1 protein-coding gene and 1 pseudogene are annotated in these 649 nt (G+C 63.8%); both read right to left on the reverse strand.

Features of this window, described 5'->3' with window-relative positions; genetic code table 11:
• Window positions 1-123: pseudogene (locus tag EGI20_RS18935) on the reverse strand (radical SAM family heme chaperone HemW); the annotation flags it as partial.
• A partial coding sequence (locus EGI20_RS18940) for a non-canonical purine NTP pyrophosphatase (protein ID WP_498633252.1) occupies window positions 120-649 on the reverse strand: 530 nt, incomplete at its 5' end. The gene EGI20_RS18940 and the pseudogene EGI20_RS18935, both read right to left, overlap by 4 nt.

Here is a 649-nt window from a genome sequence, read left to right on the forward strand (position 1 = left end):
CTCGTGCGAATTGAAGTCGCAATACGGACACTTGCGCACACACCACGGGAAATGGATGTAGAGCGACAAGGGTGGCAGCTCTTTCAGGCCACCGCTAAGCGCCGAAATATCGATCACGCTCATGCAAAGGCCTTGAGTTTGGCCAGCAGCACCTGCATCGCCTGCGCGCGGTGGCTGACGCGGTTCTTCTCGTCGGACGGCAGTTCGGCCACGGTACAGCCATAGTCGGCCAGCCAGACATAAGGGTCGTAACCGAAGCCGCCCTCGCCTACCGGCGTATCCACCACCTCGCCCATCCACACCGCGTCTGCGATCAGGGGTTGCGGGTCATCGGCATGGCGAACCAGCACCAGCACGCAGGTATACCAGCAACGGCGTTTGCTCTCGCCCTGCAGCTTCTCGACCAAGAGTGCATTATTGCGGGCGTCCGACTTGGGCTCGCCGGCAAAACGCGCCGACAGCACGCCCGGTGCGCCACCCAGCGCCGCCACGCAGATGCCGGAGTCGTCGGCCAGCGCCGGCAGACCGGTCACACGGCTGGCGTGACGCGCCTTTTCCAGCGCGTTTTCCACAAAGCTGTGATACGGCTCGGCGCACTCGTCCACCCCCAGCTCGTTGCCCTGACGCTGTGGCGTCATCGCCAGCACAA

It is taken from the genome of Aquitalea sp. S1-19 (assembly GCF_024343515.1).